The organism is Burkholderia dolosa (assembly GCF_902499135.1).
GTDB classification, from domain to species: domain Bacteria; phylum Pseudomonadota; class Gammaproteobacteria; order Burkholderiales; family Burkholderiaceae; genus Burkholderia; species Burkholderia dolosa.
Window position 1 is genome coordinate 1 of the sequence record NZ_CABVPR010000002.1, and the last position, 22,788, is coordinate 22,788.

Here is a 22,788-nt window from a genome sequence, read left to right on the forward strand (position 1 = left end):
CAGCCCGGTAGAAAGCGAGCCAATCCCGGTCGAAGCCGAAGTCGAAAGCGACGTGATCGAACTATTGGCCGACGACAGGCCGCTCGACGTGGAAGTCGACAGCGAAGTCACCGAGCTGTTGGCGGAGCTCAGCCCGGTAGAAAGCGAGCCAATCCCGGTCGAAGCCGAAGTGGAAAGCGACGCGATCGAACTATTGGCCGACGACAGGCCGCTCGACGTGGAAGTCGACAGCGAAGCCACCGAGCTGTTGGCGGAGCTCAGCCCGGTAGAAAGCGAGCCAATCCCGGTCGAAGCCGAAGTCGAAAGCGACGTGATCGAACTATTGGCCGACGACAAGCCGCTCGACGTGGAAGTCGACAGGCTCGCGATGCTCGACGTCGTCGTGCTCGCGACGGCGTAGAGCTGGCTGCCGTTGATCGCGTCGGTACTGGTGCTCGTGACGAGGCCGGCTGCGACGTTCTGGATCCGGCGCTCCGAGCCGACGTTCCCGACGCTGACGACCCCGGCGGACGAGTTGGCCGCGGCGAACGTGCCGAACGACTGCCCGGCAATCGTGCTGCTGACAGTACCGGTGCCGCCGGTCGTGGCCGACGCGGCGCCGCTCGTGACGGCGCCCGAGCCGATCGCGGCCGAGTTCGCGACGGTGGACGTCGCGCCCGCGCCCAGCGCGATCGAGCCGCCGCCCGACGCGGTCGCGCCGTTTCCGAGTGCGATGTCGTTTGCGGTGGCCGGCGAGCCGCTGACGCCGGCGACGGCGTTCGTGCCTTGCGCGATTGCGTTGTTCCCGTAAGCCTTCGCAGTCGTACCGAGCGCGAGCGCGCTGTTGGCAGCCGACGTGGCGCCGGCGCCCAACGCCATGCCCGCATCGATCACCGAGCTCGAATTGTCGACCGTTGCGCCGACGCCGAGCGCAACGGCGCGCGTCGTGTTGTTCGACGTCTTTGCCAGCGCGCCGACCGCGACACCGCTGTTCTGCTGCAAATAACCGTTCTGGTCGGCGGACGCGCCCGTACCGAGCGCGAAGCTTTGGCCGTAGCTCGTCGCGCCGTTCCCGATCGCGATCGAATTGATGTCCTGCGAGCCGCCCGTCGTCTTCGCGCCGGTGCCGATCGCGATCGAGCCGTCGGCCGTCGTCGTCGCATTCGCGCCCAGCGCCACGGAGCCGGTGCCGCCTGCCAAAGCGTTGTAGCCGAGCGCCGTGCTCGATTGACCCGACGCCGTTGCCTGAAGGCCGGTCGCGGTGCCGAGCTGCGCGGCATAGGCGCGCCCATGCCGATCGCCACGGCGCCGTTGCCGGAGGCTGTCGTATTTGAGCCGAACAGCGTGACGCCGCTGAAGTTGTTGCCGTTCGCGCTGCAGCCGGCAACCGACGACCACCCGCCGGTGCCGTCCTGCGGGTTCGTCCCGCCCGGATACGTGCGTATGCCGTCCGGCCCGGTGCCGCCGCCGTAGCCGCAATTCGCTCCGCCGTTGCCTCCGCTGAACGAGTAAGTGCCTGCAGAGGCCGCCTGTGCTGCGCCGACGAGCAGCAGGCTGACGAGCAGCTTGACGGAAGCAGAGCGCTTGCTCTTGCCCCGGGCCGAATCCAGTTCCGATCCGGCGACCCACGCGCCGAGGGCTTCGTTCCAGATCGAGCGGTATGTGCGGTTCATGTCCTGCTACCTCCAAATAAGCACGCAGCACACGCGCCGCTTTCGCAAGACGAATATGCGGTGCGGACGCGCGAATCTCAAAATTGACGGGCGGAGTTTATTGGAGGTCGATTATGTGGATTGACAAACAGTGAAAAATCGCGGAGCGCAAAAGTTAAAGGATGGTTAATGGATCGCGTCTTGATATATCGCGGCGAGACGGAATTGATAAATCGCAGGATGCGTCACGAAGGTCGCCGAACGGACCCTTGAGATAAATAAAAGTGATAAGAATCAGTGAGTTGCATGATAGTTCATGGTCGGATAGAGCGCTGCCGGCCCGAGAAAGTAAGATGAATGAAGCCGCAAACGTTTGCGCGGGCATTCATGCTTTCACATTTGTAACGATCTCTTGCTGCTGTTTTTGATTTGGTCGTTACAATTAAATTAACATATTAAGCCTGATAGGCTGAATATCTTGTATTTTATTTTATATTCACCTTGATTTTGAGTTCGTCCTGTCGCCTGAAAATTGCGATATGCCGATCTTCGCATTGGGTGCGACGGCAGGCCCGTCCGGCGGGCCTTTCGTTCGCCCGCCGTTTCGACGGACCGTAAAAAAATGCTGCTATGGCAGATGCCGGCCTTCCGGCATTGATTTCCGGTATCGGTCCTATTGACGATATCGATGCCGCGAAGCAACGCGCGATGCCGCGGACGAGACGCGTGAATCGAGCGTTCGTGCGCGCGATGACGGAAGGCTGTCGACCAGCGGTCGCTCGACGAGCGCCGACCGCACAACGCGCGCCTGAATTGTCAAATTTCCGGCGCGGATCGCAGGACGAACGGCGTGTGGAAGAAAGCGCGCAGCGAGTGTGTGCCGCGCGCGACATCGTTCGGTCGAAACGCGCGTGCGCGGCCCACGCCGCACCGAGCGAACCGGCGCCTGGACGACATTTCGCCGCTTCACCGGAGCAGCCGGTCAGCGTCGCGGCCGACGCGCATAGCATCGGCCGGCCGCATCGTCCGCAGCAATAGTGAGCAGGCGGCCGACCGCGAAGCCGGCGCAATCGAAGGTGGCGCAATCGAAGGTGGCGCCCGGCGCAGCAAAGCACCGGGCCGCGGCGCTCGCCGCGTTATTTCCGCAGAAAGCGCAACGCGAAGCGTGCGATGCGCGGCACGAGCGTCGGGCGCAGCAGGCGCTCGTCGTACCCGGCCATTCGCCGGTCGTTCTCGGCAAGACACAGCTCGATCAGCTCGCGCGGATTCAGCGCATCGCCGACCGCCGCGGTGCCGGTCGCGGGAAAGTTCGCGTCGTGCGCGACGCCGTCGGCGTCGATGCCGCGCGCGATGCCGATGCGCTCCCAGATCAGGAACGCCCACACGGCCGCGACGCGCGCGAAGAACCACGGCCGGCGCCACCACGGCATGTTCCGCCAGTACCACGCGTACCAGTTCACGAAGAACAGGATGTGGCGGCCTTCTTCCTGGATCACGGGCTCGAACGTTTCGACGAGCTCGGGCGGGAAATAGCCGGAGCGCTGCGCGGAGCGGAACAGCCCGAACGCGAAGAAGCTGTCGATGCATTCGCTGAAGCCGGTGACCATCCACGACCATTCCGGATCCTTCGGCGCCGGGTACGGCGGCTCGGGCGCGAGCGCGATCCCGTACGCTTCGACGAGCTTCGACAGCACGACCTTGTGACGCGCCTCCTCGCCGCCGTCCATGTCGAGCGCCTGGCGAAGCAGCGGATCGTCGACCGTCGACGCGAACGTCGCGACGCGGATCGATGCGCGCCCTTCGGTCTGCACCGCGATGTCCCAGATCGGCAGCGACGTGAGCCGCTTCAGCTCGTCGGGCTTCAGCGCGGGCCAGTCGATCACGGCCGGCTTGTACGGATTGTGTGTGTCGAGCAGCATGCGGCAGAACATCTGCTTGTGCGCATCGGAACCGATCTTCACCGGACCTTGCCCCTCGAAGGTCCAGTTGCGCATTGCGTGATCCGCGGCTGCATGCTCGTCGTGCAGCGTGTCAGTCATGGCTTGTTTGTTATGCGATTACGGATCGAAAGATTCTCACATAGGTTCCGTATTCGCGCATTTTCGTGCGGCCATGCGCACGCGGCGGGCGGCTCGCGTCAAGCCTGCGTATCGACCCAGAGGCGGCCCCATCTCGACGCGTACGCGAGCGCGTGCTCCTCCTCGAAGAAGAAGTCGATCGCGTCGAACGACACCGACCGCGGCGCCGGGCCGCCGCTCGCCTTCTCGATCGTCAGGTTCGCGGCGAACAGCCCGTTCGGCAGCCGGGCGGCGGCGGGCGCGACTTCGTAGCCTTTGTAGCGGATCGTGCGGTTCATGGCGTACGCGGAGAAAGTTCGGACGTTCAGCGTACGAAAACCCGCGGCCGGCGTGAACCAATCTTTCGGCCAATGCAAATTAGCCGGTGGCCGGAATCGTTATCGGCACGGGAAACGGCGGCGACGGCGCGCAAACGGGCAGGGGCGGGGCGAGCCGCGTGTCGCCGAGGCCCGCGATGCAGCGGGCGACGGCGCAATGGCGCGTGCGTCGCGCATACGGCAGGCGTGCACGTAGACGCACGCGTGCACGCGACGCAGCACAGCGGCGGAATCAGTGATTGGCGATCTTCAGGACGGGCGCGAGCGTGTCGACGGACGCGGCGTGCGTGGCCGCGCGATGCGACGCGAACGCGAGCGCGAATTCGGCCGCTTGCGAGCCGACCGTCTCGAGCTGCGCGACGACCTTCGGATCCGAGCAGCTGTCGGCGCTGTCGAAGCGCGTCTCGAGCGTGTTGACGGTCGCGCCGAACGGCGTCGGCCAGCCGCGCAGCGCGTGGACGATCGAGCGCAGCGACGTGAGCACGGTGCCGGCCGCCTGCCACCCGTATGCGGTGACGATCAGGCCGACCGCGCGGCCGTCGAGGTACGGGCGCGCGTCGGCGCGCAGTTCCTCCAGCGTATCGAGCGCGTTCTTCACGAGGCCGGACACGCCGCCGTGATAGCCGGGCGTCGCGATGATGATCGCGTCGGCTTCGCGCACGGCGTCGATCAGTTCGCGCTGCGCGTCCGTCAGCGTGCCGTGCTCCGGCGCGTAGTGCGGCAGCGTATGCAGAAACGGGCCGTCGAACAGGCGCGTGCGGGCGCCGGCGGCTTGCGCGCCGCGCAGCGCGAACGACAGCGCGCGCTCGGTCGACGACGCGGCCCGGGTAGTACCGCCGATGCCGACGACGAACGGGCGGCGGTGTTGATCGAATGCAGTCAAGGGGCGCTCCTCGGGAATGGCTGGCCCGGCTAAGCACAGGCTTAAAACCGCATGGTAACGACCGCGCCGCCGCTGTGAAAACGACTTTTCGTTCTATCGATATGCGGCGCCGGGCGGGCAATCGTCCGCGCGGCCGCGCAGATCGATAGCAGAAATGCTTGGTTGGGGCCGCGCGCCGGCATCGATAAGATGAATCCGTCTCCTCCATGATGTCTCTACTGACATGGGTTGGCCCCGCCGCGCGGATGCAGGCGGGGCTTTTTTTCGTCCTCGGTTTGAAAAGGGGCGCGAGCGCGGGCACCGGGTTCGGCGGGCCGGCGCATGTTCGGCCGACAGCGGGCGCGCGACGCTGCGCTCGTCGCCGACGACACGGCCGGTTTCGTCCGCATGACGGAATGCGGTCGCCGCAGGCCGCAACCCTTCTTCCGTCATTCATCGCACCGCGCGCGTTCGGCACGGCCGGCAAACGCGAACATCGCACGTACGACGTCCTCGCTGCATCGTCACGGAAGGCCGGACGCCATGCCGCGCCGGCTTACCGTCCGGCATGCCGAGCGAGGGGAATCCGCATCTTGCCGCCGGCGCCGAATCGGCCGAGCTTGTACGAATCGGTGGTGTGCCGCCGAAAGCGCGTAACGCGCGTCTGCCGTCTACGTCGACACGACGCGCACGGCCGGCGAGCCGGCGCGTGAAGTCCGGTTGCACCGGCGGCACCCATCGCTGCGACACGGCCGGCAACGAAGGCCGACACCGGCGGATCGGACGCGGATTTGTCGCAAAGCGACGTGCGCCGCACGCGAAGCCGCGCAAAACGACACCGTGCGCGCCGCGCGCTGCTGCGCACAACGCGCGCACGCGATGCCCGCCGCTGCTGGCCGCGCGGGTTTTGCGTCGCCGCAAACGGGTGCCGCCGCGCGCCGCGCCCCGCCCGGCGGGGCCGGCGGCCGTGTCGTATTTGCGCAAGCGTTTGTCGTAATTCGTCGGCAGGCCGGGGTTTTTTCTGGCAACTATGTAGGCACGCTGTGACGCGCGTAAGTCCCCGCTACACGAGGAGAAGGTTTCGATGGATGCCCCCAAGGTCGTAGTCGAAGGTCTGTGCAAGGTATTTGGAAGTAACCCGCAGCAGGCGCTCGACATGCTCGCCGCCGGTGCGACGAAGGACGAAGTACTGAAGCGCACGGGCCAGGTCGTCGGCGTGCACAACGTATCTTTCGACGTGCAGGAAGGCGAAATATTCGTGCTGATGGGCCTGTCCGGCTCCGGCAAATCCACGCTGATCCGCCTCGTGAACCGGCTGGTCGATCCGAGCGCCGGCAAGGTGCTGGTCGACGGGCTCGACGTCGCGTCGGCGCGCCGCTCGGAGCTGACCGCGCTGCGCCGCAAGGACATGAGCATGGTGTTCCAGTCGTTCGCGCTGATGCCGCAACGCACCGTGCTGTCGAACGCCGCGTTCGGCCTCGAGGTGGCGGGCGTCGGCCGGAAGGAGCGCGAGCGCCGTGCGATGGAAGTGCTCGAGCAGGTCGGTCTCGCGCCGTTCTCGCACAAGCTGCCGTCCGAGCTGTCGGGCGGGATGCAGCAGCGCGTCGGTCTCGCGCGCGCGCTGGCCGTGAACCCGTCGCTGATGATCATGGACGAGGCGTTCTCCGCGCTCGATCCGCTCAAGCGCAAGGAAATGCAGAACGTGCTGCTGCAGCTGCAGAAGGAGCAGCGCCGCACGATCATGTTCGTGTCGCACGATCTCGAAGAGGCGCTGCGCATCGGCAACCGCATCGCGATCATGGAAGGCGGGCGGCTCGTGCAGGTCGGCACGCCGCAGGACATCATCGCGAATCCGGCCGACGACTACGTGCGCGCGTTCTTCGACGGCATCGACACGAGCCGCTATCTGACCGCCGGCGATCTGATGCAGACGGGCGCCGTGCCGCTCGTGTCGAAGCTCGACGCGGCGAACGTCGCCGAGTCGCTCAACGGCAGCGCCGAATACGCGTTCGTGCTCGACGCGCAACGCAAGATCCGCGGCTTCGTCACGCGCGATGCGATCGGCGACGCGTCGCCGTCCGTGCGTCCGATCGAGAGCATCCGGCGCGACGCGACGCTCGATCACGTCGTCGCGCGTGTCGTGGCGAGCCCGAACGCGCTGCCGGTCGTCGACGACGACGGCTGCTACTGCGGTTCGGTGGACCGCGCACTCATCCTGAAGGCCATCACGCGTTCGCGAGGCTCCCATGTCTGAAATGATTCCGCTCGGCAGCTGGGTCGACCAGTCCGTTCATTACCTGCTCGACCACGACGCCGCGACGTTCGACGCGATCGGTCGCGCGATCGAAGGGCTCGCCGCACTGATCGAACACGGCCTGCAGGCCGTACCGATGTGGCTGATGATGGCGTTCTTCATCGGCATCGGGCTGTGGCGCGTGGGCTGGCGCTTCGCGCTGTTTACGACGCTGTCGCTGCTGCTGATCTTCGCGACCGGCTTCTGGGATCAGACCGTCATCACGCTGGGCCTCACGCTGTCGTCGACGATCATCAGCCTCGTGCTCGGCATCCCGCTCGGCATCTGGGCCGCGAAGAGCAAATGGGTCGCCGCGATCGTGCGCCCGATCCTGGACCTGATGCAGACGATGCCCGCATTCGTCTATCTGATTCCGGCCGCGATGCTGTTCGGCCTCGGCCGCGTGCCGGGGATCCTGTCGACGGTGATCTTCGCGATGCCGCCGGCCGTGCGGCTGACGAGCCTCGGCATCCGCCACGTGAACCGCGAGATCGTCGAAGCCGGCCAGGCATTCGGCTGCACGCCGTGGCAGCTGCTGTACAAGGTGCAGTTCCCGAACGCGCTGCCGTCGATCATGCAGGGCGTGAACCAGACGATCATGATGGCGCTGTCGATGGTGATCATCGCGTCGATGGTCGGCGCCGGCGGCCTCGGCAACGACGTGCTCGCGAGCATCCAGCGCCTCGACATCGGCCTCGGTTTCGAAAGCGGTCTGTCGGTCGTGCTGCTCGCGATCATTCTCGACCGCATCACCGAAAGCTTCGGCCGCGCGCCGGGCGCCGCGAGAGCGCCGCTGTTCGCGGGCCTGAAGCAGCTCTTTCGGGTCAAGGCCGAGCCCGCGCAGGCCTGATCGACCGGCGGCCGGCGTCGCGCCGGCCGCGCATTCCGATTCGTTCTACGACGGCTTCCGCGGCGTTCGCCGCGGAGCTGGCCCCTTGCAACCTTTCGCCAGGAGAGCGATGTGACGTCTGCCGCCGCTGTTGCGCCCGCCGCCTGCGTTTCACCGGTTTCGTCCCTCGCACATTTCGGCTTCCTGACGCTGCCGAACTTCTCGATGATCGCGTTCTCGAGCGCGGTCGAAGTGCTTCGCATGGCCAACTACGTCGGGCGTGCCGATCATTACCGATGGTCGATCTACTCGCTCGACGGCGCGCCGGTGCATGCGAGCAACGGCATCGCGGTGCGGCCGACCCGCGCGCTCGACTACGACGATCTGCCTGACGTGATGATCGTGTGCGGCGGCATCCGTATCCGCGACGTCGTCGACGAAACCGCGCGCGACACGCTCGCGGCGCTCGCCGAGCGCGGGCTGCCGCTCGGCGGCATCTGTACGGGCGCGTACGCGCTGATGTCGGGCGGCCTCCTCGACGGCTATCGCTGCACCGTGCATTGGGAGAATCTGTCCTCGCTGCATGCCGAGTTTCCGCAGGTGAGCTTCGCGGACGAACTGTTCGTCGTCGATCGCGATCGGCTCACGTGCACGGGCGGCACCGCGCCGCTCGACCTGATGCTGAACCTGGTCGGCATGCGCTTCGGGCAGCAACTCGCCGCGCAGGTGTCCGAGCAGTTCATCCTCGAGCGCATCCGCAGCTCGACCGACACGCAGCCGATTCCGGTCGATGCGCGCGTCGGCTTCTCGCGCGCCGAGCTGATCGAGGTCGTGCGGCTGATGGAGGCGAACATCGAGGAGCCGCTGTCGCTCGAGGAACTCGCGCGGCTCGTGCGGCTGTCGCAGCGGCATCTGCAGCGGATGTTCAAGGTCTATCTGAACGTGTCGCCGACCCACTATTACCTGACGCTGCGCCTGAAGCGCGCGCGCGACCTGCTGCGCACGACCGACGCGTCGATCGCGCGCGTGACGACGATCTGCGGTTTTCATTCGCCGTGCCACTTCAGCAAGGCGTATCGCGCGCAGTTCGGCCACGCGCCGAGCTACGAGCGCAGGCTGCCGGGCCGCTGACCGGCACGATTTCCCGCGGCGCCGCCGGGATCGCGGCGCGCGGCTTCCATCGACGATCCCGCATTCAGTGCAAAAGACATCACTTTGAGGAGAAGACAGATGAAGCGCCTATTGATCGCAGCGGTGTGCGGGATCGGGGTCGCCGCGCCGATGTCGGCCGTCCATGCCGCCGATCCGCCGGCATGCAAGAACGTGCGCTTCGCGGACGTCGGCTGGTCCGATATCGCGGCGACGACCGGCCTCGCGTCGACGATGCTGCAGGGGCTCGGCTACAACCCGACGAAGACGATCGCGTCGGTGCCGATCACGTTCGCCGGGATCAAGAGCAAGCAGATCGACGTGTTCCTCGGCTACTGGTCGCCGACGATGGATCCGATCATCCAGCCGTTCACGAAGGCCGGCACGATCAAGGTGCTCGCGACGCCGAACCTGACCGGCGCGAAATACACGCTCGCGGTGCCCGACTACGTGTATCAGGGCGGCCTGAAGTCGTTCGCGGACATCCAGAAGTACGCGGACAAGCTGAACGGCAAGATCTACGGGATCGAGCCGGGCAACGACGGCAATGCGCTGATCAAGAAGATGATCGACGGCAACCAGTTCGGCCTCGGCAAGTTCAAGCTCGTCGAGTCGAGCGAGGCGGGGATGCTGGTCGAGGTGAACCGGGCGATCCGCGACAAGCAGTGGATCGTGTTCCTCGGCTGGGAACCGCATCCGATGAACGTGCAGATGAAGATCGACTATCTGAGCGGCGGCGACGACGTGTTCGGCCCGAACTACGGCGAAGCGAAGGTGCTGACCGCGACGCCGCCGGACTACGAGCAGCGTTGCCCCAACGTCGCGAAGTTCGTGTCGAACCTGCAGTTCACGACGGCGATCGAGAACCACGTGATGGTGCCGATCATGAACAAGGAAGATCCGAACAAGGCGGCCGCGAAGTGGCTGAAGGCGAACCCGCAGGCGCTCGACAAGTGGTTGGCCGGCGTGACGACGATCGACGGAAAGCCGGGGCTGCCGGCCGTGAAGGCGTATCTCGGCGTGCATTGAGCGGCACACATTGACGAAGCGGCGGCCCGCCCGCGCCGTGCGGGCGGGCCGCGCCGTTTCGGCGGACCGTGCGTGCGCGCGACACGGCCGCCCAAACGCCACCCGCGCTCAACACTCGTTCGTCGCCGCCGGCACGCCGAACACGCGATCGAACGCCCACTGGAACACGAACGCGTAGCAGAAGAAGAATGCGAACAGTCCGATGTCGACGACGAACGCATCGAACCACGAGATGTCGAGCCACCACGACACGACGGGCACGAGGATGAAGATCAGCCCGCCCTCGAATCCGCATGCGTGCAGCACGCGTCGCGCGAGCGTGCGCGTGCGCTGACGGCGCGACGCTTCCCAGCGCTCGAACAGCGCGTTGAAGATCATGTTCCACAGCATCGCGATCGCCGACATCGTCGCCGACAGCGCGCCGGAGTACACGAGATCCTGCTTGAAGATCGCCGCGATCGCCGGCGAGATGCACGAGATCGCGATCGCTTCGTAGAGCACCGCCTGCACGATGCGGCGCGGTAGGCCTTGCACGTCGTTTCTCCGTTTCGACTGACCGGGGCGGCATCCTCGCCGCGACGTCCGCCACGCTACGCGCGTTGCGCACCCGTTTCAATTCACCTAATCTCACCGGGATTGAACCCAGTTCAACCCGGCCGCGGCCGGCGCGCGAGGCTCCGTGTTCTCCAGAATTCCCCTGACTGCATTGCGTGTATTCGAGTCGGCGGCGCGGCTCGGCACGTTCAAGGCGGCCGCCGACGAACTGTCCGTGACGCCGGCCGCCGTGTCGCACCGGATCAAGTCGCTGGAAAGCCGGCTCGGCGTGCTGCTGTTCGAGCGCGGCGCGAGCGGCGTGCGCGTCACCGACGACGGCGAGCGGCTGTTCCGCACGTGCCACCACGCGCTGCTCGCGCTGAGCCGCGGGCTCGACGCGATGCGGCCCGGCGACGCGGCCGAGCGCACGCTCGTGCTGACCACGACGCCCGCGTTTGCGGCGATGTGGCTGATTCCGCGGCTCGGCCGGTTTCGCCGCGTCGATCCGCACCTGCACATCAAGGTCGAAACCGGCAATGCGCTCGTCGATCTCGAACGCGATGCGCGGATCGACGTCGCGATACGCGCGACGTCGCGCACGTTCCCGGCGCTGCACGAGATCGCGCTGATCGACGAGTATTTCGGCGCGTATGCGGCGCCCGACTTCGACGTCGTTCGCGCGGACGCACCGCTCGCACTGATCGAGACCGCGTGGGACACGCCGCTGCCCGCATCGGTCGACTGGGCGTCGTGGTGCCGCGCGGCCGCGCGCGAAGCATGGCTCGAACGCGCGGTGTTCCGCCATTACGACGACGAGCATTACGCGCTGCAGGCGGTGCTGCACGGGCAGGGTGTCGGGCTGCTCAGCTCGGTGCTCGCCGCCGAGCACGTCGAGCGCGGCGCGCTGGTGCCGGTCGAGCCGTCGGTGTGGCTGCCGGGCGCGCGCTTCATCGCGCTGTGCCGGCCGGGGCGCGAGCGCGAGCCGGAAGTTCGCCGGTTTCTCGACTGGCTCGATGCGGAGATCGCGCACACGCGCGACGCGGTCGCGCGGATCGACGTGCGCGGCGCAGCGGTGCGAAACGCGTGAATCGCACGCAGCGCTGCCCGGCAACGTCGGCTCGTTTGCGCGGCTACCGGTCCGAGCCGTTCACCGCGGCGACGATGTGCGCGCCGAGCGCATCGACCGGCGACACGACGTCCGCATCCGCCGCACGCAACGCGTTCATCGGCATCGACGGCGCGACGCAATCGGACGGATCCTGCACGATCACGAAACCGCCGTGCGACCGGATGACGGCGGCGCCCGCCGCGCCGTCGTTCAGGTAGCCGGTCAGCACGACGCCGACGACTCCCGACCCATATCCGAACGCCGCCGAGCGAAAGAGCGGGTCGGCGGCGGGCCTCGTAAAGTTTTCCTTCGGATCCGACGTGAGCTGCACGCGGCCATGCGCGACGATCAGGTGCCGGTCCGGCGGCGCGAGATAGACGACCGAGCGCCGGATCGGCTCGTCCGGATACGGATGACGAACGGGCAGGCTGCATCCGTGCGCGAGCGTGACCGGCAGCGTATTCGGATTCGGGCCGGTGTGCACTACGTTCAGAACTGCCGCATCGAGCTCCGCAGGAAGCGCGGGTAAAACTTGCTGAAGCACGGCGACGCCGCCCGCCGATGCGGCAACAACGACGATATTTCGACTTGTCATCTGCGCTCCCGACGCGGACATGGCCCGTCGGTGGCGCAGAACTCGTGCCGCCGGCCGGCGCGGGGGCGAAGCGCGAGGTCGAGCCGGATACAATATCCGGCACCGGAGATATTTTCGAATGAACGAGAAAACACGGGCGGACGAGCGGCGGAGCACGCGCGACGTCGCCGACGACCAAGGCCGCTTCCCGATCGTAGGCATCGGCGCTTCTGCCGGCGGGATCCAGGCGCTGCTGAATTTCTTCGGCCACGCGCCGGCGGATATGGGGATGGCATTCGTCGTCATCCTGCACCTGTCTCCGAAGCACGAAAGCAGTGCCGACCAGGTGCTGCAGCGCGCGACGAGGATGCCGGTGCTGCAGGTGACCGAATCCACGCGGATCGAACCCGACCACGTGTACATCATTTCACCGTCGAGCGAGCTGACGATCACCGACGGCAGCCTGAACGTGAGCCGGTCGCAGCGCGCGCCGGGCCGCCCGGTCGCGATCGATCTGTTCTTCCGCAGTTTGGCCGACGCGCATCGCGAGCGCGCGGTGAGCATCGTGCTGTCGGGCACCGGCAGCGACGGCTCGGTCGGCGTCGGGCACGTGAAGGAGCAGGCGGGCATCACGATCGCGCAATTGCCGGAAGAAGCCGAGCATCAGGAAATGCCGCAGAGCGCGATCGCGACCGGCCAGATCGACTTCCTGCTCCCGGTGGCCGACATGCCGCAGAAGCTGATCGCGCTGCAGCGCAACGCGCGCGCGATCCAGATGCCGAAGGCGACCGGCAACGACTCGGCGGAAGACCCGAACGTCGCCGGCATGTCGGCGGACACCGAAAAAAAGTGCTGCGCGACATTCTGTCGATGGTGAGGACGCGCACCGGCAACGATTTCCGCCATTACAAGCGGGCCACCGTTCTGCGCCGCATCGAGCGGCGCCTGCAGGTCAACGCGCTGACCACGCTGGTCGACTATCAGCGCTTCCTTCACGCGCATCCGGACGAAACCAACGCGCTGCTGAAGGACATGCTGATCGGCGTGACGAACTTTTTCCGCGATCGCAGCGCGTTCGACGCGTTCGGTGCCGAGATCGTCCCGCGCATCTTCGAGAACAAGACGAGCGACGATCAGATCCGCGGGTGGACCGCCGGCTGCTCGACCGGCGAGGAAGTCTATTCGCTCGGCATGATCCTGCTCGACTATGCGGACCGCCATCCGAACCTGCCGTCGATTCAGCTGTTCGGCAGCGACATCGACGAGCGCGCGATCGGCATCGCGCGCGCCGGCGCGTATCCGGAATCGATCATCGCGGACGTGCCGGCGGGCCGCCTGCGCCAGTTCTTCACGAAGGAGCACGGCCGCTATCACGTGATCAAGGCGTTGCGCGAGAAGGTGCTGTTCGCGACCCACAACGTGCTGCGCGATCCGCCGTTCTCGCGGCTCGATTTCATTTCGTGCCGCAACCTGCTGATCTATCTCGATCGCGACGCGCAGCGTCACGTGCTGCAGACGTTCCACTTCGCGCTGCAGTCCGGCGGCTATCTGTTCCTCGGCAACTCGGAGTCCGCCGAAGTCGCCGACGACCTGTTCACGCCGATCGACGTGAAGCACCGGATCTATCGCGCGAAGCAGGGTGCCGTGGCGCTGCGTCCGCCGCCGCCGGCGCTGCCGACGATGCAGTTCGGCACGTCGTTCGGCGTCGCGGCGCAGGACGACGTGACCGTCCAGCGCCCGCCGCTCGCGTATGCGAGCCTGCATCAGCGCGCGCTCGAACGATACGGTTCGCCGAGCCTCGTCGTCGATCACAACTACGACATCGTGCACATGGCCGAGCCGGCCGGCCGCTATCTGCGCTACGTCGGCGGCGAACCGTCGCGCAATCTCGTCACGCTGGTGCGTCCGGAATTGCGTCTGCAGCTGCGTACCGCGCTGTTCCAGGCGCTGCAGGGCGGTCGGCCCGTCAATGCGCAGCAGGTCGAGCTGCCGATGGGCGACATGGTGTCGCGCGTCGGTATGGCGGTGCGGCCGTTCCGCGACGATCAGCTCGGCAGCGTGTTCCTGCTGGTGGTGTTCGAAGAGGAAACCGACGTGCGCGCGGAGGTGCGGCGCGCCGACGACGCGAACGGCAGCAACGCGGTGCTCACGCAGCTCGAGAACGAACTCCATCGTACGAAGCAGCAGCTGCAGTTGACGATCGAGCAGGCCGACGTATCGACCGAAGAGCTGAAGGCGTCGAACGAAGAGCTGCAGGCGATCAACGAGGAGCTGCGATCGGCGACCGAGGAGCTCGAGACCAGCAAGGAAGAGCTGCAATCGGTCAACGAGGAGCTCATCACCGTCAACGCCGAGCTGCAGGCGAAGGTCGAGGAAACCGCGAAGGCGAACGACGATCTGCAGAACCTGATCGCATCGACCGGCATCGCGACGATCTTCATGGATCGCGGCATGCGCGTGAAGCGCTTCACGCCGGCTGCGGTCGGGCTGTTCAACCTGATTGCCACCGACGTCGGCCGTTCGCTGCTCGACATCACGCATCGTCTCGACTATCCGGAGCTCGCCGCGGACGCCGTCGCGACGTTCGAATCGCTGAGGCTGATCGAGCGCGAAGTGCCGAGCTCCGACGGCAACTGGTATCTGGCGCGGCTGCTGCCGTATCGCACGTCGGACGACCGCATCGACGGCGCGGTGCTGACGCTGACCGACATCACCGAGCGGCGCCGGGCCGAGGCCAAGCTGCGCGCGAACGAGGCGCGGCTGCGGCTCGCGGCCGAGAGCACGAGCAACTTCGCGATCATCGTCCAGAACATGGACGGCACGATCGTCACGTGGAACAAGGGCGCCGAGCGCGTGTTCGGCTATTCGGAGGACGAGGTGATCGGCCGGCCGATCGACATGATCTATTTGCCGGAAGACCGGTCGCACGGCGCGGTCGAGCGCGAGCAGGCGCAGCGGCTCGGGCGCTCGGACGACGAACGCTGGTATCTGCGCAAGGACGGCGAGAAGATCTATTGCGGCGGCGAAGTGACGTTCATCAACGACGACACGTTCAAGGGCTTCGCGAAAATCGCGCGCGACCTGACCGAGCGCAAGAGCATCGAAAAGCGCCAGTTCGATCAATTGGCCACCGAGCGCTCGATGCGCGAGAAGACCGAGGAAGCGAACCGGATCAAGGACGAGTTCTTCGCGGTGCTGTCGCACGAGCTGAAGAACCCGCTGAACCTGATCCACGTGAAGGCGGAGCTGCTGTCGCTCGCGCCGGAGACGCGCGAGCTCGACGTCGTGCGCGACGCGGTCAACGCGATCCAGCGCTCGGTGATGAGCCAGGCGAAGATCATCGACGACTTGCTCGACATGTCGCGAGCGCGCACCGGCAAGCTCACGCTGGACCGCGTGCCGACCGATCTCGCCGCGCTGCTGCGCACGCTCGTCGATGCGTGCCGGCGCGACGCGACGAGCCGCGGCATCTCGGTGACGCTGGACGGCGCGTCCGCGCCGGTCGTCGTCGAGGCCGACCCGGTGCGCGTCGAGCAGATCCTGTGGAACCTGCTGAGCAATGCGCTGAAATTCACGCCGGCCGGCGGCACGGTCACGTTGACGCTCGCGCGCGAAGGCGACGGCGCGCGCGTCGACGTGGCCGACACCGGAAACGGCATCGCGCCCGATTTCCTGCCGAAAATTTTCGACATGTTCAGCCAGGCGAGCGTCCCGCGCAGTCGCTCGACGCACGGCCTCGGGATCGGGCTGTCGCTCGTCAAGCATCTGGCCGAAATGCACGGCGGGCGGATCGAAGCGCATTCCGACGGGATCGGGCACGGCAGCCGGTTCCGGCTGTGGCTGCCGGCTCATGCGTCGCCGCCGCGCGCGCGCGGCGCCGCACAGCGGCCGGCCGACGTCGTGCTGAACGGAATGCGCGTGCTGGTGGTCGACGATTCGGAAGACATCCTCGGCGCGTTCTCGAAGGTTCTGCAGCTGCAAGGCGCGATCGTCACGTGCAAAGGCAGCGCGCAGGCGGCGATCGACGCGGCGCGGCACGGCAGTTTCGACCTCGTGCTGTCCGACATCGCGATGCCGGGCATGGACGGCTACGAGCTGATCAGGACGCTGCGCGCGTTGCCGGCGATGGCCAACGTGCCGGCGATCGCGCTGACCGGCTTCGGCCGCGTGCACGACAAGTCCGAGGCGCGCCAGGCCGGCTACGACGGGCATCTGACCAAGCCGGTCGCGGTTACCGCGCTGAAGGCCGAGATCGCGCGCGTGATGTCGGAGCGCGCGGCGCGCGGCAGGTCGACGGCGTGACGCCCGCGTCGCGCGTCAGCCGAAGCGGACGCAGTATATCGGCGGCAGATGCGCGGACATCTGCTGCCAGCTGTCGCCGCCGTCGCCCGATATCCACAAGCCGCCGGTCGTCGATCCCATCGCGAGCCGCGTGCCCGTTTCGTCGATCGCGAGCCCGTGCCGATACACGAGGTCGTATGCGGGCGCCGGCGGCAATCCGTTCGACAGCCGCTCGAAACTGCGGCCGCCGTCGCGCGTGCGCGTGACGACGAACTCGCCGTTCACCGGAATCCGGCACGCGTCCTTCACCGCGGGCACGAACCACGCGGTGTCCGGGTCGTGCGGATGCACGGCGACCGCGAAGCCGAAGCTCGACGGCTGCGCTTCGATCCGCCGCCACTGCGCGCCGCCGTCGGTCGAGCGGAAGATCGCGCAGTGATGCTGCGTCCACAAGACGTCGGGATCGGCCGCGCACTGAACGACACGGTGCGGGTCCTGCACGTTCGCTTCGCCGCGCCGCTCCGGCGGCATGTAGTCGGCTTCCATCCCGTCCGCGGTCACGCGCCAGCTCGCGCCGCCGTCGTTCGTCTGCCACACGCCGCCGCACGAGATGCCGACCGCCACGTGCCGGCTGTCGCGCGGATCGACCATCACCGAATGGATGCCCGGCGCGTCGTAGCCGCCGCCGAACCACTCGCGCCGCTCGGGGCGGTCCCACAGTGCGCGGTTCAGCGTCCACGAGCTGCCGCCGTCGTCGGAGCGGAACAGCCCGCCGGGGATCGTGCCGGCCCACAGCACGCCCGGCTCGTCCGTGCCGCCGGGTTCGAGCGACCAGATCTGCTGCAGCGACCACGCCGGCTGCGGCGCGCCCGGCGATGCGTCGTCGGAATCGCCGCCGCGGCCGCTCGCGCTGCCGTCGGCGCGCGGCTCGTCGGCCGGTTGCGGCGGATAGACCGGAACCGCGCATTCTTCCCACGTCGCGGCGCCGGCGCGCATCCGGTGCAGCTTCACGCCGAAATGGCCGAGATTGAGCGCCGCGTACAGCGTGCCGTCGCGCGGATCGGCCAGCGCGATGCTGACCGGCTCGCCGACGAAGTGCGGATCGCCGAACGTCCAGCCGCCGTTTCCGTCGGCGTGCAGCACGAACAGGCCCTTGCGGGTGGCGACGAGCAATCGGTCGTTCATGTCGAATGTCTCCTGTCGGCCCGCGCGGTCGGGCCGGATGCGACGCGGTCGCGCGACGTCGGCGTTTCGGCGCTGCGCGCCGGTTTCATTGCGGATTCGAGCGCGGATGCAGCCCCTTATCCTCCCGACAGCGCCTGGACGACGTACACGCGGCTCGTGCGGTCGAGCGCGTCGGACAGACGTTGCCGGTCGCGGATCGGCCGCCCGTCGATGAAGACCGCCAGATGCTTTCGCAGCGCGCCCTGGTCGTCGACGATGTAGCCGCGCAGCCGCGGCTGCTCGCTGAAGACCGCTTCGAGCGCGTCGTGAAGCGAGCGCGCATCGACGTCGCGTTCGGGCGTTTCGATATGTCGCTGAATCGATGCGGCGAAGAACAGGTGCGCCATGACGGGAGACCGGAACAGGCGCCGTCCGGGCGTGGACGGCTGCGTCGGTTCTGTAGTGTAGGCGATTCGTTTCGCGCTTTGCGACGTTGCGGTGCAGCAGGCGGCCGCAACGGTTGGCGCGTCGGCGCGCGTGCGCGGCGATCGTGCGGCGTGCGGCGTGCGGCCCGCGCGCGACGGGCGATCGGCACGATAGCGCCGAGCCGAGCCGAGCCGAGCGAGCGCTTGCGCTTACGCGTACTTGTCGCCGACCGTGCTGCGGATCGGATGCGTGTCGTAGACGATCACCATCCGCTCGATGCGCGCGCTTTCGTCGAACTCGAATACGTCGACGCATTCGAACTGCACGGCCGAGCCGTCCTTCAGCGCCCAGTCGTAGACGAAATATCCGGTTGCCCGGCCCGCGCCGCTCGTGCTCACGCAGATGTCGATCGGCGTGATCCGGCTTGGCGCCGACGCCGCTTCGACCTTGTCGAAGAACGGCTTCGGCGCCATCCAGCCGAGAAACGGCGAAAAGATCCGCGCGTCGGGCGCGAACAATGCGCAGATCGCGGCGACGTCGCCGCGTTCGAGTGCGTTCAGATAATTGCCGACCTGCCGCGTGTATAGTGCGTGCGACGACGAGACCATCCTGTCTCTCCGCTGATGATTGACGGGCCGGCGCGCGACGAACGCAGCAGAACCGGTGCCGCCACGATAGCGATATTCCGATGACCGAACCATCGAAAAATCCGCAATCCCGGTATGCGAACGATGCATACCCGCTCGCCGATCTGACGCGCGCGCTGCCGCCGCTGACGGTGTTCCAGGCGTTCGTCGCGGCCGCGGAACTCGGCAGCTTCAGCCGCGCGGCCGAGCATCTGTGCCGCACGCAGGGCGCGGTGAGCCGCCAGGTGCAGCAGCTCGAAGCGCATTACGCGTGCGCGCTGTTCGTGCGCCATGCGTCCGGCCTGACGCTCACCGCGGAAGGCAGCGCATTGCGCGCGGTCGCGATCGACGTGCTCGAACGATTGGCGCGACATGCGCACGCCCGTGCGCAAGCGCCGGCGACGCTGACGTTGCGTTTGCCGTCGACGTTCGCGATCCGCTGGCTGCTGCCGCGGCTTGCGCAGATCGAGCGCGCGTTGCCGCGAACCGAGCTGCGCATTCACACGTCGGCGGACGACACGCCGGATTTCACCGACGCGCATGTCGATGCGATCGTCGTGCGCGGCGCCGGCAACTGGGCCGGGATGACCGCGGTGCCGCTGTTCGACGAGCAGCTCACGCCGCTGTGCACGCGCGCCATGGCCGCATCGCTGAAGTCAATTGCCGACCTCGCGCGCGTGACGCTGCTTCACCCGGCGCGCAACCGCGACGAATGGCGATGCTGGCTCGCTGCGGTCGGCGCCGCGCAGATCGACGTCGGCACCGGGCTCGTGTTCGATACGCTGGAACTGACGCTCACGGCGGCGGAGCAGGGGCACGGCGTCGCGATCGGCGATCCGCGCATGGCGGCCGACCGGCTCGACGCCGGCACGCTGGTCGCACCGTTTCCGGACGTCGTGCACAACGGCCTCGGCTACTACCTCGTGTATCCGTCGCAGCGCGCGACGCAGCCGAACGTGCGCGCGCTCGCCGAAGTATTGCCGCGTCTCGCGCACGAACACGGTTCGCACGCGGCGTGAAGCGCGCGCGGTGACGTCGCGCCGCACGCTGTCGCGCTACACCGGAATCGATCCGCCCCGAATCCGTATCCCGAGCCGCACGACCCCGATCACGGCATTCGACAGCCAGGTGAGCAGGCGCGGCATCCCGCGCCGGCGGATATCGAGCAGCAGCACGATCCGCACGTCGTCGCTGTCGTTCCATACCTCGTGCTCGAACGTGTCGTCCCACAGCAGAAAATGCCCTTCGTCGAGCCGGTATTCGCGCCCGTCGATCTTCAGCACGGCGGCCGGCGTGCCGTTCGCACGCTTCGGCATCGACAGCACCAGATAGCCGCGCAGGATTCCGCGAAACGGCCCGCGATGCGGCGGAATGTGCTTGCCCGGCGCGAGGAACGACAGCGACGCGGACAGCACGTCGGGCGACGTCGCGACGATCGACGCAACGGTCGGACAGCGCGACAGGTTGCGCGCGAACGGCTGCCCGTACGCCTGCATGATGAACATCCGCCAGTCGCGCGCATCGTTCGCCGAGATGTCGCGTTGCTCGCGCATGATTTCGTGGAAGCGCGGGATGCGCGGCAGATCGCGCGCGACGGCCAGCGCTTCCGCGCGAATGGCCGGCCACGCGCGCACGAAGCGCCCGGCATCGGGGAACGCGGCCGCATCGAGCACCGCGCCGCTGTCGATATGGCGGTCGTACAGCGTGCGGAGCAGGCCGGCAGCGTAGTCGTAAACGACGGACATGGTCGATCGGCGATCCCGGAAAAGTCGTCAGTCTGCCCCACGCGCGGCGGGGGCTGCGTTACGTCAGGTTACGCCTGCTGACGGATCGATGACAGCGCGATGGACGGCCGGTTCGGGCGCGCGCGGAAACGGCCGGCACCGGCGTTCGCGACGCTTGCGCTGCCGGCGCGCGAAGCCGCGAACGATATGCGCATGCGCGAAGGAATAAACCTGCGCGCTCCGTCGTCATACGGGTGCAGCACATCGTCTCGTCGACTTCCGAAGGAGCGCAGCATGAATACGCAAAGACTGGTGGCCGCCGCATTCGCGGTTTTTTCCGTCGCGGGCATCGCGACCCATGTATCGGCGCAGGAACTCACGCGCGCGCAGGTCAGGCAGCAGCTGATCGACGCGGAGAATCGCGGGCTGCGCTTCGTCACCGACGCATCGTATCCGGACGTGAGTCCGCTGTTCGCGCAGCAGGTCAAACGGATGCCGCAGCATCAGGCGAGCACGGCACTCGGCAGCGAGCCGGCGGCGACGTCCGATGCGGGCGGGCCGGCCGCGATGCCGTCGCGTCAGCGCGCGGCCGCATGCGTGGGCCCGGTGAGCTTCTGCATGCCTTACTTCGGAAGCTGACGCCGCGCGCCCGCCGTTCGGGCCGCGCCGTTCGCACCGACCGATCGATACGAAACAGCGAAGGAGTTCGTGATGAAAACTTGCATCGGGTTACTGATCATGGCCGGCACGCTCGCCGGCCAAACCGTGTATGCGCAATCGGCTGCGCCGCTCACGCGCGCGCAGGTCCGCGAGGAATTGATCCGTCTGGAAGCGGCCGGGTACGACCCGTCGCGAGGCGACGACGGCGAGTATCCGGCCGACATTCAAGCCGCCGAAGCGAGAGCCGCGGCACAGGAGAACGCAAGGATCGCCGCTTCGGCCGCCGACGATGCGGGCACGGATTCGCGCGCGCGGCACGCAAACCCCGCGCCGATGTGAATGCGCATGTTCGCCGATTGTCGGCATGTGCGCCGACCGGGTCGCGACGCGCGTGCCGGCTATGCGGATTTGCATCCGTGACGCATCGTCGCTGCGCGCAGCGTGCGCGCACCGAGGCCGGGCAAGATGAAACCCGCACCGTTCGGCCGCAACGCATCGCGACCGCCGAACGGCGCCGACGTCAACGACGTTCGTCGTCGATATAGCTGCGGATCACGTCGGCGAACGACGTATCGCCGGTCAGGCCGAGCGCATGCGCGCGCGTCGTGTCCCAGCGGCCCGGCCAGCTGCCGACGATCTTCTCGACGCGCTCGTCGCGCGCGTGACGGATCAGCTTCACGACGTCGTCGCCCGCGACTTCGCGCAGCGCCGCGATCATCTCGTCGACGGTGACCGACAGGCCGGGCAGGTTGATCACGCGCCGGTTGCCGAGCTTCGCGCCGTCGATCTCGCAGCCCGCGACGAGCGCTTCGATCGCACCGCGCGGCGACAGCAGCCACAGCCGCGTCGAGCCCGGCACCGGGCACACGCTTTCCTCGCCGTTCAACGGCTCGCGGATGATGCCGCTCGCGAACGACGATGCGGCCGCGTTCGGCCGGCCCGGCCGCACGCTGATCGTCGGCAGCCGCAGCACGCGGCCGTCGACGAAGCCGCGGCGCGCGTAGTCGCACAGCAGCAGCTCGGCGATCGCTTTCTGCGCGCCGTACGACGATTGCGGGTTCAGCGCGGTGTCGTCCTGCACGACGTCGGGCAGCGTGCCGCCGTACACGGCCACCGAACTCGTGAACACGACGCGCGGCCGGTGACCGCGCGCGCGGCACACGTCGAGCAGCGTGCGCGACGCGTCGAGGTTGATCCGCATCCCGAGATCGAAGTCGGCTTCCGCCTGCCCGCTGACGATCGCCGCGAGATGGAAGATCGCGCCGGTCTGCGCATCGATCGCGCGGTCGAGCACCGCGCGATCGGCGATGTCGCCGACGACGGACGTCACGCGCGTGTCGCCGAAATCGCCGCCTTCGACGACGTCGAGCAGCACCAGCTCGTCGATCTTCTCGGCGCGTCCGTCGGGGCCGCTCAGTTCGCCGCGCTCGAGCAGCCTGCGTGCGAGACGCTGGCCGAGAAATCCGGCGCCGCCGGTGATCAGTACTTTCATGTCGGTTGCCC

The 22,788-nt window shown here is 67.5% G+C and carries 22 protein-coding genes and 4 pseudogenes; 12 read left to right on the forward strand and 14 right to left on the reverse strand.

All coding sequences use genetic code 11. The features are described 5' to 3' along the window. A pseudogene (locus tag BUB20358_RS28630) lies at window positions 1-858 on the reverse strand (ESPR-type extended signal peptide-containing protein); the annotation flags it as partial. Between BUB20358_RS28630 and BUB20358_RS28140 the strand changes: the two are divergent. Further along, complete coding sequence (locus BUB20358_RS28140; protein ID WP_236694442.1) at window positions 824-985, forward strand: hypothetical protein; 162 nt, start codon at window positions 824-826, stop codon at window positions 983-985. The pseudogene BUB20358_RS28630 and the gene BUB20358_RS28140 sit on opposite strands and share 35 nt — an antisense overlap. Window positions 986-1,131: 146 nt before the next feature. Here the strand turns inward: BUB20358_RS28140 and BUB20358_RS28635 are convergent. Beyond that, a pseudogene (locus BUB20358_RS28635) lies at window positions 1,132-1,359 on the reverse strand (hypothetical protein); the annotation flags it as partial. Between BUB20358_RS28635 and BUB20358_RS28145 the strand changes: the two are divergent. Continuing rightward, entirely contained in the window at window positions 1,270-1,452 is a 183-nt protein-coding gene (locus tag BUB20358_RS28145; RefSeq protein ID WP_053216726.1) for a hypothetical protein, read from the forward strand. The pseudogene BUB20358_RS28635 and the gene BUB20358_RS28145 overlap by 90 nt on opposite strands. 119 nt (window positions 1,453-1,571) lie before the next feature. Here the strand turns inward: BUB20358_RS28145 and BUB20358_RS28150 are convergent. The 4 genes and pseudogenes from BUB20358_RS28150 to BUB20358_RS01195 form a co-directional block, all read right to left on the reverse strand. Beyond that, window positions 1,572-1,652: pseudogene (locus tag BUB20358_RS28150) on the reverse strand (ESPR domain-containing protein); the annotation flags it as partial. Window positions 1,653-2,767: 1,115 nt separating this feature from the next. Then, window positions 2,768-3,670, reverse strand: a complete 903-nt coding sequence (locus BUB20358_RS01185; RefSeq protein ID WP_006766446.1) for a hypothetical protein — start codon at window positions 3,668-3,670, stop codon at window positions 2,768-2,770. A 98-nt stretch (window positions 3,671-3,768) separates the two neighbouring features. Further along, window positions 3,769-3,987 (reverse strand): hypothetical protein, encoded by a 219-nt coding sequence (locus tag BUB20358_RS01190; protein WP_006766445.1) that lies wholly within the window; start codon window positions 3,985-3,987, stop codon window positions 3,769-3,771. Window positions 3,988-4,258: 271 nt separating this feature from the next. After that, window positions 4,259-4,909, reverse strand: coding sequence for an NADPH-dependent FMN reductase (locus BUB20358_RS01195; RefSeq protein ID WP_035974535.1), 651 nt, complete (start codon window positions 4,907-4,909; stop codon window positions 4,259-4,261). A gap of 941 nt (window positions 4,910-5,850) precedes the next feature. Here BUB20358_RS01195 and BUB20358_RS01200 point away from each other — a divergent pair. From BUB20358_RS01200 to BUB20358_RS01215, 4 genes and pseudogenes are all read left to right on the forward strand, one after another. Beyond that, window positions 5,851-7,142: pseudogene (locus tag BUB20358_RS01200) on the forward strand (quaternary amine ABC transporter ATP-binding protein); the annotation flags it as partial. Further along, window positions 7,135-8,031, forward strand: coding sequence for a choline ABC transporter permease subunit (choW, locus tag BUB20358_RS01205; RefSeq protein ID WP_006766443.1), 897 nt, complete (start codon window positions 7,135-7,137; stop codon window positions 8,029-8,031). The pseudogene BUB20358_RS01200 and the gene choW, both read left to right, overlap by 8 nt. A gap of 111 nt (window positions 8,032-8,142) precedes the next feature. Beyond that, a complete protein-coding gene (locus BUB20358_RS01210; protein ID WP_006766442.1) occupies window positions 8,143-9,141 on the forward strand; it encodes a GlxA family transcriptional regulator in 999 nt (332 codons plus the stop codon). Between the two features lie 99 nt (window positions 9,142-9,240). Continuing rightward, window positions 9,241-10,188 (forward strand): choline ABC transporter substrate-binding protein, encoded by a 948-nt coding sequence (locus tag BUB20358_RS01215; protein ID WP_006766441.1) that lies wholly within the window; start codon window positions 9,241-9,243, stop codon window positions 10,186-10,188. A gap of 108 nt (window positions 10,189-10,296) precedes the next feature. On the opposite strand, the gene BUB20358_RS01220 is transcribed toward BUB20358_RS01215, so the two are convergent. Further along, the gene (locus BUB20358_RS01220; RefSeq protein WP_006766440.1) at window positions 10,297-10,722 is read right to left on the reverse strand and encodes a PACE efflux transporter; all 426 of its coding nucleotides are present in this window, start codon (window positions 10,720-10,722) and stop codon (window positions 10,297-10,299) included. A gap of 145 nt (window positions 10,723-10,867) precedes the next feature. Here BUB20358_RS01220 and BUB20358_RS01225 point away from each other — a divergent pair, with 145 nt between their 5' ends. Then, window positions 10,868-11,809, forward strand: a complete 942-nt coding sequence (locus BUB20358_RS01225) for a LysR substrate-binding domain-containing protein (protein ID WP_006766439.1) — start codon at window positions 10,868-10,870, stop codon at window positions 11,807-11,809. Window positions 11,810-11,852: 43 nt separating this feature from the next. Here BUB20358_RS01225 and BUB20358_RS01230 read toward each other — a convergent pair whose 3' ends face one another. Continuing rightward, the gene (locus BUB20358_RS01230; RefSeq protein ID WP_158380428.1) at window positions 11,853-12,425 is read right to left on the reverse strand and encodes a chemotaxis protein CheB; all 573 of its coding nucleotides are present in this window, start codon (window positions 12,423-12,425) and stop codon (window positions 11,853-11,855) included. Between the two features lie 118 nt (window positions 12,426-12,543). Between BUB20358_RS01230 and BUB20358_RS28155 the strand changes: the two genes are divergently transcribed. Next, on the forward strand, window positions 12,544-13,281 hold the full coding sequence (locus tag BUB20358_RS28155; RefSeq protein ID WP_243408554.1) for a chemotaxis protein CheB: 738 nt from the start codon (window positions 12,544-12,546) through the stop codon (window positions 13,279-13,281). Continuing rightward, window positions 13,254-16,706 (forward strand): CheR family methyltransferase, encoded by a 3,453-nt coding sequence (locus BUB20358_RS01235; protein WP_223296953.1) that lies wholly within the window; start codon window positions 13,254-13,256, stop codon window positions 16,704-16,706. Before BUB20358_RS28155 ends, BUB20358_RS01235 begins: the two co-directional genes overlap by 28 nt. Before the next feature lie 15 nt (window positions 16,707-16,721). On the opposite strand, the gene BUB20358_RS01240 is transcribed toward BUB20358_RS01235, so the two are convergent. From BUB20358_RS01240 to BUB20358_RS01250, 3 genes are all read right to left on the reverse strand, one after another. Further along, a complete protein-coding gene (locus tag BUB20358_RS01240) occupies window positions 16,722-17,870 on the reverse strand; it encodes a WD40/YVTN/BNR-like repeat-containing protein (protein WP_006766437.1) in 1,149 nt (382 codons plus the stop codon). A gap of 116 nt (window positions 17,871-17,986) precedes the next feature. Further along, the gene (locus BUB20358_RS01245) at window positions 17,987-18,256 is read right to left on the reverse strand and encodes a MoaD/ThiS family protein (protein ID WP_006766436.1); all 270 of its coding nucleotides are present in this window, start codon (window positions 18,254-18,256) and stop codon (window positions 17,987-17,989) included. Window positions 18,257-18,484: 228 nt separating this feature from the next. Next, window positions 18,485-18,883 (reverse strand): nuclear transport factor 2 family protein, encoded by a 399-nt coding sequence (locus BUB20358_RS01250; RefSeq protein ID WP_035974533.1) that lies wholly within the window; start codon window positions 18,881-18,883, stop codon window positions 18,485-18,487. A gap of 80 nt (window positions 18,884-18,963) precedes the next feature. Between BUB20358_RS01250 and BUB20358_RS01255 the strand changes: the two genes are divergently transcribed. After that, entirely contained in the window at window positions 18,964-19,920 is a 957-nt protein-coding gene (locus tag BUB20358_RS01255) for a LysR substrate-binding domain-containing protein (protein ID WP_006766435.1), read from the forward strand. Between the two features lie 36 nt (window positions 19,921-19,956). Here the strand turns inward: BUB20358_RS01255 and BUB20358_RS01260 are convergent, their stop codons facing one another. Both BUB20358_RS01260 and BUB20358_RS01265 read right to left on the reverse strand, forming a co-directional pair. Beyond that, entirely contained in the window at window positions 19,957-20,646 is a 690-nt protein-coding gene (locus tag BUB20358_RS01260) for an aspartyl/asparaginyl beta-hydroxylase domain-containing protein (RefSeq protein ID WP_006766433.1), read from the reverse strand. Window positions 20,647-20,714: 68 nt separating this feature from the next. After that, window positions 20,715-20,888, reverse strand: a complete 174-nt coding sequence (locus BUB20358_RS01265) for a hypothetical protein (RefSeq protein ID WP_158380429.1) — start codon at window positions 20,886-20,888, stop codon at window positions 20,715-20,717. A 31-nt stretch (window positions 20,889-20,919) separates the two neighbouring features. Here BUB20358_RS01265 and BUB20358_RS01270 point away from each other — a divergent pair, with 31 nt between their 5' ends. Both BUB20358_RS01270 and BUB20358_RS01275 read left to right on the forward strand, forming a co-directional pair. Then, window positions 20,920-21,264 carry a DUF4148 domain-containing protein gene (locus BUB20358_RS01270; protein WP_006766432.1) on the forward strand — a complete coding sequence of 115 codons (345 nt, stop codon included), beginning with the start codon at window positions 20,920-20,922 and terminating at the stop codon, window positions 21,262-21,264. 72 nt (window positions 21,265-21,336) lie between these two features. Continuing rightward, window positions 21,337-21,624 (forward strand): DUF4148 domain-containing protein, encoded by a 288-nt coding sequence (locus BUB20358_RS01275; protein WP_035974531.1) that lies wholly within the window; start codon window positions 21,337-21,339, stop codon window positions 21,622-21,624. 181 nt (window positions 21,625-21,805) lie between these two features. Here the strand turns inward: BUB20358_RS01275 and denD are convergent, their stop codons facing one another. After that, window positions 21,806-22,777: a D-erythronate dehydrogenase gene (gene denD / locus BUB20358_RS01280; protein ID WP_006766431.1), complete on the reverse strand. Its 972-nt coding sequence runs from the start codon at window positions 22,775-22,777 to the stop codon at window positions 21,806-21,808. Between the last annotated feature and the right edge of the window lie 11 nt (window positions 22,778-22,788).

Coding starts and splice junctions, on each gene's coding strand:
- BUB20358_RS28145 (WP_053216726.1), top strand. CDS start 1,270: ATGCCGATCGCCACGGCGCCGTTGCCGGAGGCTGTCGTATTTGAGCCG.
- BUB20358_RS01185 (WP_006766446.1), bottom strand. CDS start 3,670: ATGACTGACACGCTGCACGACGAGCATGCAGCCGCGGATCACGCAATG.
- BUB20358_RS01190 (WP_006766445.1), bottom strand. CDS start 3,987: ATGAACCGCACGATCCGCTACAAAGGCTACGAAGTCGCGCCCGCCGCC.
- choW (WP_006766443.1), top strand. CDS start 7,135: ATGTCTGAAATGATTCCGCTCGGCAGCTGGGTCGACCAGTCCGTTCAT.
- BUB20358_RS01215 (WP_006766441.1), top strand. CDS start 9,241: ATGAAGCGCCTATTGATCGCAGCGGTGTGCGGGATCGGGGTCGCCGCG.
- BUB20358_RS01230 (WP_158380428.1), bottom strand. CDS start 12,425: ATGACAAGTCGAAATATCGTCGTTGTTGCCGCATCGGCGGGCGGCGTC.
- BUB20358_RS28155 (WP_243408554.1), top strand. CDS start 12,544: ATGAACGAGAAAACACGGGCGGACGAGCGGCGGAGCACGCGCGACGTC.
- BUB20358_RS01240 (WP_006766437.1), bottom strand. CDS start 17,870: ATGAACGACCGATTGCTCGTCGCCACCCGCAAGGGCCTGTTCGTGCTG.
- BUB20358_RS01245 (WP_006766436.1), bottom strand. CDS start 18,256: ATGGCGCACCTGTTCTTCGCCGCATCGATTCAGCGACATATCGAAACG.
- BUB20358_RS01250 (WP_035974533.1), bottom strand. CDS start 18,883: ATGGTCTCGTCGTCGCACGCACTATACACGCGGCAGGTCGGCAATTAT.
- BUB20358_RS01255 (WP_006766435.1), top strand. CDS start 18,964: ATGACCGAACCATCGAAAAATCCGCAATCCCGGTATGCGAACGATGCA.
- BUB20358_RS01260 (WP_006766433.1), bottom strand. CDS start 20,646: ATGTCCGTCGTTTACGACTACGCTGCCGGCCTGCTCCGCACGCTGTAC.
- BUB20358_RS01270 (WP_006766432.1), top strand. CDS start 20,920: ATGAATACGCAAAGACTGGTGGCCGCCGCATTCGCGGTTTTTTCCGTC.
- BUB20358_RS01275 (WP_035974531.1), top strand. CDS start 21,337: ATGAAAACTTGCATCGGGTTACTGATCATGGCCGGCACGCTCGCCGGC.
- denD (WP_006766431.1), bottom strand. CDS start 22,777: ATGAAAGTACTGATCACCGGCGGCGCCGGATTTCTCGGCCAGCGTCTC.